Source organism: Massilia cavernae, from assembly GCF_003590855.1.
Taxonomy (GTDB): domain Bacteria; phylum Pseudomonadota; class Gammaproteobacteria; order Burkholderiales; family Burkholderiaceae_D; genus Telluria_A; species Telluria_A cavernae.
Genome location: NZ_QYUP01000095.1, coordinates 24,348 through 30,460, shown reverse-complemented (window position 1 = coordinate 30,460; position 6,113 = coordinate 24,348). Strand labels below are relative to the sequence as shown.

Annotated in this window: 4 protein-coding genes and 3 pseudogenes; 6 read left to right on the top strand and 1 reads right to left on the bottom strand. The window is 60.8% G+C overall.

Annotated features, from left to right (window positions below; translation table 11 throughout):
- Nucleotides 1-92 precede the first annotated feature (92 nt).
- Together D3872_RS27015 and D3872_RS10255 are read left to right on the top strand one after the other, a co-directional pair.
- Nucleotides 93-957: pseudogene (locus tag D3872_RS27015) on the top strand (tyrosine-type recombinase/integrase).
- Nucleotides 958-965: 8 nt separating this feature from the next.
- Nucleotides 966-2,147 (top strand): IS91 family transposase, encoded by a 1,182-nt coding sequence (locus D3872_RS10255; protein WP_119809002.1) that lies wholly within the window; start codon nt 966-968, stop codon nt 2,145-2,147.
- Between the two features lie 558 nt (nt 2,148-2,705).
- Here D3872_RS10255 and D3872_RS27455 read toward each other — a convergent pair.
- The gene (locus tag D3872_RS27455; RefSeq protein ID WP_370660958.1) at nt 2,706-2,990 is read right to left on the bottom strand and encodes a hypothetical protein; all 285 of its coding nucleotides are present in this window, start codon (nt 2,988-2,990) and stop codon (nt 2,706-2,708) included.
- On the opposite strand from D3872_RS27455, the gene D3872_RS27450 reads away from it, so the two are divergent.
- The 4 genes and pseudogenes from D3872_RS27450 to D3872_RS27010 all read left to right on the top strand — a co-directional run.
- Entirely contained in the window at nt 2,962-3,096 is a 135-nt protein-coding gene (locus D3872_RS27450) for a hypothetical protein (protein WP_370660959.1), read from the top strand. The genes D3872_RS27455 and D3872_RS27450 overlap by 29 nt on opposite strands.
- Nucleotides 3,097-3,745: 649 nt before the next feature.
- Nucleotides 3,746-4,717, top strand: a complete 972-nt coding sequence (locus D3872_RS10240; RefSeq protein WP_119810681.1) for a chromate resistance protein ChrB domain-containing protein — start codon at nt 3,746-3,748, stop codon at nt 4,715-4,717.
- Nucleotides 4,714-5,869: pseudogene (locus D3872_RS10235) on the top strand (chromate transporter). Before D3872_RS10240 ends, D3872_RS10235 begins: the two are co-directional and overlap by 4 nt.
- Before the next feature lie 15 nt (nt 5,870-5,884).
- Nucleotides 5,885-6,025: pseudogene (locus D3872_RS27010) on the top strand (chromate resistance protein ChrB domain-containing protein); the annotation flags it as partial.
- Between the last annotated feature and the right edge of the window lie 88 nt (nt 6,026-6,113).

Genomic DNA, 6,113 nt, shown 5'->3' with positions numbered 1-6,113 from the left:
GTCGTCGTCGACAGGGGTTTCTGATGCAATTCTAAACTGTTTCCTATGTTGGTTAATGAGGCAATCGGCCTCATTCCAACAGGAGCAGCATCATGACTCAAGCCATCACCCCGCTGCGCCAACGCATGATCGACGACATGCGGATGCGCAAGCTCGCACCCAAGACCCAATCGGCCTACCTGCTGCACGTGCGGCGGCTGGCCGCCTTCCTGGGCCGCCCGCCCGACACCGCCACGAGCGAGGATCTGCGCTTGTTCCAATTGCACCTGGTCGAACAAGGCTTCACGTCGAACGCCCTGAACGTGACGATCACCGGATTGAAGTTCTTTTTCGAAGTCACCGTCCACCATCCCGAACTGATGGCCAGATGCATCCCGTACCGGTTCCCCGCAAACTTCCCCAAGTGCTCAGTCGGGACGAAGCCGCGCGCCTGATCGCCTCGGCGTGCAGTCCCAAGTACCGGGCGGCATTGTCGGTCGCCTACGGCGCCGGCCTGCGCGCAAGCGAAGTGGTCGGCTCAAGGTGACCGATGTCGACAGCGGGCGCATGGTCTTGCGCGTGGAACAAGGCAAGGGGCACAAGGACCGGTACGCCATGCTGTCGCCGGCGCTGCTCGACTGCCTGCGTGCCTGGTGGAGGACGGCACGTGCCGAAGGCAAGATCCTGCACGGCGGCTGGTTGTTCCCCGGACAGAATCCCGTCGACCCGCTCGGCGTACGGCAGCTGAACCGCGCCATCCACGCCGCCGCCGACCTGGCGCGCATCGACAAGCGCGTGTCCATGCACATCTTGCGCCACAGCTTCGCCACCCATCTGCTGGAGCAGAAGGTCGACATCCGGGTGATCCAGACCCTGCTCGGCCACAAGCGGCTCGACACGACCGCGCTGTACGCCCAGGTCGCCACCGATCTATTGCGCGAAGTAATCAGCCCGCTCGACACCTTGCAGCCGGCATAGGGGGCGCCATGGAGCACCCCGACCTGGAGGTCGCGGACATCTTCCGCGCCCACGGTCCGGCCTGGCGACAAGCCCAACGCGGACACCTGAGCCTGGGCCAGCTCAAGGTCATGTCGGCCATCGAGCAGTGTCGCAGCGCGGCGCTGGGCGGGCACGCGCTGCGCTGCGACACCTGCGAACACGTCGACATCGCCTACAACTCCTGCCGCAATCGCCACTGCCCGAAGTGCCAGGCCGGCGCCGCGCGCCGCTGGCTTGAAGCGCGCCGCAACGAATTGCTGCCGGTCGAGTACTATCATGTCGTCTTCACCCTGCCGGCGACGGTCGCCGCGCTCGCCTGGCACAACAAAAGCGTACTCTACCGACTGCTGTTCGAGCTCGCGGCGCAGACGCTGTGTACCATCGCCGCAGATCCCAAGCACCTGGGCGCGCGCATCGGCGCCACACTGGTGCTGCACACGTGGGGTTCGGCGCTGACCCACCATCCCCATGTGCACGGCATCGTCCCCGGCGGCGGCCTGTCGCAGGACGGCGAGCGCTGGGTCGCCTGCAGGCGGGGATTCTTCCTGCCGGTGCGCGTGCTCTCGCGCTTGTTCCGGCGGCGCTTCCTCGAAGCGCTGGGCGCGGCCCATCGCGCCGGCCAGTTACGTTTCCTCGGCGAGCATGCGGCACTGACGGAACCGACCGCCTTCGCGCGCTGGATGGCGCCGCTGCGGCGTTGCGAGTGGGTGGTCTACGCCAAACGTCCGTTCGCCGGGCCCGAGGCGGTGCTGGCCTACCTGTCCCGCTACACGCATCGAGTCGCAATCTCGAACCGGCGGCTTGTCGCCATGGACGAGCGCGGCGTGACATTTCGTTGGAAGGACTACCGTGCCAAGGATCAGATGCACAAGACGATGACGCTCGGCGCCGACGAGTTCATGCGCCGGTTCCTGCTGCATGTCCTGCCCAGCGGCTTCCACCGGATCCGGCACTACGGGCTGTTCGCCAACGCGGGACGCAAGGCCAACCTGGCCAGGGCGCGCGCATTACTGCGCGTCCCGGCGCCCGCCGTCGACACACAGCCTGTCGAGCGCAATTCGACGATGTTCATTTGCCGGCACTGCGGCGCGCCGATGGCGATCACCGCCATCTTCTTGCCGATCAAAGCAATTCAGGCACCAGCACGGCACCAGGGAGCACCTCCATGAGCGACAACGACAACATAGGCTTGCGCCACAAGCGCGTCGACCGTCGGCCAAAACCGATGCGGAGCTCCTTTGCCTGTCCTGCCGCAGCGTCTCAATTTCAATCGATTAACCACCGAACAGGCGACGCCCCCCGTGACCGTTTCAGGTCTTATATACGCCATCGATGCCAACTCGCCCGCTCCAACTGGCACCTTCCCAGCCAACGGCGCCGGTCAAATCGCCATAGCCTATGACAAAGGCTGACGACAACTAAACTTCCCGCGGTTTCCTCCTTCGGGGCTTGCCCAACGCCGGCCGGGAACGCTTGCGCGCATCAATTCAGGTCTGTGGAAGCGGCCGACATCGGACAACCCTTAACGAAAGCGGACGTAACGACCCAAAAGGCGCACTTCGCCAGCATGCGACGGATTCGACCGGCCCGCTTGGCGAAGCGGCCACGTTTGTGCCTTAGTAGCATTTCCAGTCTTCATGTTGTCCTTGGGTCGCGCTGTCTGCACTTTGGCGGCTAGGCCATTGAAGCCGGAGCGCATGTCGGTGATGCCGGCGGCGAGCCAGACCTTAGTGCCGGCGGGCAGGCCGATCATCGCAGCACCCGATCCAGAACTTGCGCCAGCGTGGACGCATTGGGCTGCCCCTCGATGCGCACGCGGACCTGACCCACTTCCAGCACAATAATACCGTCGGCATCGAAGGCGGCGTTGCTCGGAGCCGGCACTGCTGGCGCCAGCACCACCGGCAACAAGCCATCGTCGCGCTTAGCGCCGGCGCGCCGAGACGCCCTTGCTGATAAAGTCGGCGCCAGCTGAACACCTGTATGGCATTGACGCCATGTTCGCGCGCGATGCGCGCGACCGAAGCGCCTGGCTCCAGCGACAGCGCCACCAATGGCGCGCTTGAACTCCAACGGATGCTGGCGGTAGTGGCCGCGCGCATGGAAATGTGTCCATAATCAGAATTTGTGGGCACAAATGCTGTGCCGAAATTCGATCATGGAGGACGGTGGCTAGACAGTCTAGACGGCGCTGACTAGACGCTTACCGTAAGCGTGCTGAGACCAAAGCAGCAAAGGCCGGTTGGCCAATTTCAATTGTTCGCCTAAGCGTATAAAAAGTGCGGTGTAAGAGTTCCGTCGAGGCAGTCGAACCGGACACCGGGCAGTTCACAGTTCACTTTCGGGCACCCGCCGCTCACGTCAATGTGAGGTCAAACCACTCAACCTTTAGCGAGCCCATGAGATGGAATTGATCGTCCAGATATTCTATGACGTTGGCGGTAGATTTTCGCGCATGAAGCGAGTTCGTCCTTTCCCATATGTAGCGCCGATTTTGCATGGAAAACGGGCAGTCTGAAAAATCTCAACTTATGTGAAAATTGGCTGAAAAATCTCATCTTTTATGACATTTAATCTCATCTTTTGTGAAAATTTTTTCGTAAGTTATTGATTTTTTGCGTTTTTAATCTCATCTTTTATGACATTCAACGGTGTTCGTTGACTGTCACATAAGTCGGGATTTTTCTCGCATAAAATCCTGGGGTGACGGGGTGTAAATGTCTCTACAAAACTTGTAGCAGCAGTTTCAAGCTCCTACTATGTGTGCATGAGCAAATCGAACACCTCCTGGATACTGCTGATTGCGACGCTACCCGCTAGCAGCACTGCAAGCCGCATGCGGCTGTGGCGGGCCGTCAAATCGCTGGGGTGCGCGACCTTGCGCGACGGCGTGTACCTGTTGCCCTTTCAAACAGAGCTCGACTACCGGCTGAAGAAGCTCTCCGACGAGGTGCGCCAGGACGGTGGTAATAGCTGGGTGCTCCGGGTGGCGGCCGATCCACGTCCGGGCGAATCCGGTTTCGGCGCCATGTTTGACCGCACCGGGGTATATGACGACCTGTGCCGTTCACTTGACGGGGCTGCCGTAGAGATGAAAGGCCAGGCGCCTGCGGATATCGCGCGCAACCTGCGCAAGATGCGCAAGGAACTCGAATCCATCCGCGCGATCGACTATTTTCCGTCTGAAGCCAGTGCGCTGGCTGAAGCCGCGTGGCTGCGTTACGTGCAGTCGGCCGAAGCGGCGATGTCAATCGGTGAGCCCGCCGCAGTGGCTGGCGAAATACCGCTCCTGCCGCGCGACGAATACCGAGGCCGCCGCTGGGCAACGAGGAAGCGCATATGGGTCGACCGGGTCGCAAGCGCATGGCTGATCCAGCGGTTCATTGATCCGGAAGCCGAATTCCTCTGGCTGGACTCGCCTTTGGACTGTCCCGCGGACGCCCTTGGATTCGATTTTGATGGCGCTACGTTCACCCATGTCGGGGAATGCGTGACTTTTGAAGTACTGCTGGCAAGCTTCGGCCTTTCTCAAGATCCGGCGCTGGCACGTTTGGGCGCGCTGGTGCGCAATCTCGATGCCGGTGGTGGATACGTGCCCGAGGCAGTCGGCTTCGAAGCGCTCATGCATGGCGCCCGCAAGCGCGGCCTGACTGACGACCAGCTGCTGGCAAACGTTGGCGCTGTCCTCGATTCACTCCATGCCCATTTCGCAACGAACGACGAGAAGGAAGGTCAATGAGCGCGCCCGCTTACACCTTGGGCCAACTCCTGCGCTACATGCTCATGCTGGGAACCATCGGCTTCGGCGGCCCGGTTGCCCTGGTTGGCTACATGCACCGCGACCTGGTCGAGCGGCGTGGCTGGATCTCCGAAGAGGATTACAAGGAAGGCCTGGCACTTTCCCAACTGACGCCAGGTCCGCTCGCTGCACAACTGGCGATCTACCTGGGCTTCGTGCATTACCGGACCCTCGGCGCCACGCTGGCTGGCTTGGCTTTTGTCATCCCATCTTTCTTGATGGTCCTCGGATTGGGCTGGGCCTATGTCGAATATGGCGGCTTGCCTTGGATGCAGGCGGTCTTCTATGGCGTGGGGCCGCTGTGGTCGGCATCATCGTAATGAGCGCGAAAAAGCTGACTGAAAAGAACATAGGGCGTGACAAGCTGCTGTGGGTAATCTACCTTCTGCTGGCTGGCGTGACCATCGTGACGGAAAGCGAGATTGCCTGGCTGTTTATCGCGGCCGGTATTGTCGCCTGGTTGTGGAACGCTCCGCCACCATGGCTGGGGGAGGGCGCCTAAACGCCAGCGCAGCAAGTGTTTTTCCACTCACCGCGGCCTTCGCGCCTGCACTTGACTATCCCTTGCTGGTCCAGCTGGCGCTCTTCTTTGCGAAGGCCGGGGCATTTGTGTTTGGTTCTGGCCTTGCGATTGTTCCATTCCTCTATGGTGGTGTGGTGACCGAGCATCACTGGCTGACAGAACGCCAATTCGTCGATGCCGTCGCAGTTGCGATGATCACGCCCGGTCCGGTAGTCATTACCGTCGCCTTTATCGGATATCTCGTTGGCGGCCTATGGGGCGCGATCGTGGCAGCCGTCGCAACTTTCCTTCCTTGCTACCTGTTCACCATCATCCCGGCTCCATATTTCAAGAAGTATGGCCGTCGTCCCGGCGTAGTCGCGTTCGTGAATGGGATTACGGCCGCTGCGATTGGCGCGATCGCGGGTTCGGTCGTGGTTATCGCACAGCGCTCAATCAGCGATTTCCCGACAGCGGCTATCGCCGTGACCACAGTGGCGCTGCTCTGGAAATTCAAGAAACTGCAGGAGCCGGCTATTGTCCTGGCGGCGGCAATACTGGGTTTGGTCATCTATCCGCTGTCCAGCTGAAGGAGGGAGGCTACTATGAAATGGATCACCCGCGAACGGCCGAAGATCGACCGCATTGCCTGTCCGTGGCTCATCACCAGGTTTATCGACAAAGACCCTGAATTCCTGTTTGTCCCTACAGAACATGCGAAGGTTAAGGCCGCCCTCACCGGCGCTGCTGCAATACTCGGCTCAGCGATCATTGATCTTGAGAGCAAATAGGAGAACATGCGTGTTTGGTTTGTAACGCAACACTCAACGATAT

Excerpts from the sequence above, each read along its gene's own strand:
- D3872_RS10255 (WP_119809002.1), top strand. The coding sequence starts at position 966 with ATGGAGCACCCCGACCTGGAGGTCGCGGACATCTTCCGCGCCCACGGT.
- D3872_RS27450 (WP_370660959.1), top strand. The coding sequence starts at position 2,962 with ATGGCATTGACGCCATGTTCGCGCGCGATGCGCGCGACCGAAGCGCCT.
- D3872_RS10240 (WP_119810681.1), top strand. The coding sequence starts at position 3,746 with ATGAGCAAATCGAACACCTCCTGGATACTGCTGATTGCGACGCTACCC.